The sequence below is a fragment of the Streptomyces sp. AC627_RSS907 genome, from assembly GCF_019049165.1.
The window spans coordinates 1-687 of the sequence record NZ_JAGMUE010001004.1; the positions used below are offsets into that span (position 1 = coordinate 1).

The following is a 687-nucleotide window of genomic DNA, read 5'->3' on the forward strand; positions in this document are numbered from 1 at the left end:
ACCAGGAGCGGCACCGTGGTGAAAGCGAGGGCGACCCGTTGTACGCCCCCGGACTCGGCCTCCAGCGGGATGAGCATCACCTCGATGGAACCATCCAGAAGGGGCGTACCGGCGTCGTCACGGGCGATGTCCGCCATGGTGGGGAGAACCAGCACGTCGGGTGTCTCTTGGGTTCCTGGTGATTCCATCAAGGCAGGCTAGGAGCTAACCGTTGTATGGGGCAACCTGTCGCTCGCCCGCGATGGGCGCGCATTTGTAGGGTGGCCCGATCCGGGATACCGACGCAGCAAGGGGGAGCAGCCGGTGGGCGAGTCAGAGGACAAGGTGGCAAATCCGCGTAAGGCGGACCTCGAAAAACTCCGCCGCGACGTGGCGAGGGAGGCGGAGGGGCTGAAGAAGGCGCTCAAGACGCCCACCGAGGACATCGGGGGAGACGCGGTCTGGGTGGGCAAGAACGCCCGGGCCTGGCACACCGAACTCAAGGGCCGCCACGAGAAGGTCGGCACGCACGTCGAGAAGCTGTTGCCGCTCATCGACGCCGCGATAGCGACGGAGCCGGACAAGGTGTCGGCCAGCGACGCGCGGGCGTACGACGCGTCCTGAACCCCCATCGACGATGGGTGCGCGCGCGAAGTGAACCCCCATGGCGAGGGAGCCTCCGGCGTGGCGTGATCGTGTCGGACCTTG

1 protein-coding gene and 1 pseudogene are annotated in these 687 nt (G+C 67.0%); one reads left to right on the plus strand and one right to left on the minus strand.

Going from position 1 to position 687, the window contains the following annotated elements; all coding sequences use genetic code 11:
* Positions 1-188, minus strand: a pseudogene (locus tag KUM32_RS39910) (hypothetical protein); the annotation flags it as partial.
* 136 nt (positions 189-324) lie between these two features.
* Between KUM32_RS39910 and KUM32_RS39915 the strand changes: the two are divergent.
* Complete coding sequence (locus KUM32_RS39915; protein WP_254406757.1) at positions 325-603, plus strand: hypothetical protein; 279 nt, start codon at positions 325-327, stop codon at positions 601-603.
* Positions 604-687: the final 84 nt, after the last annotated feature.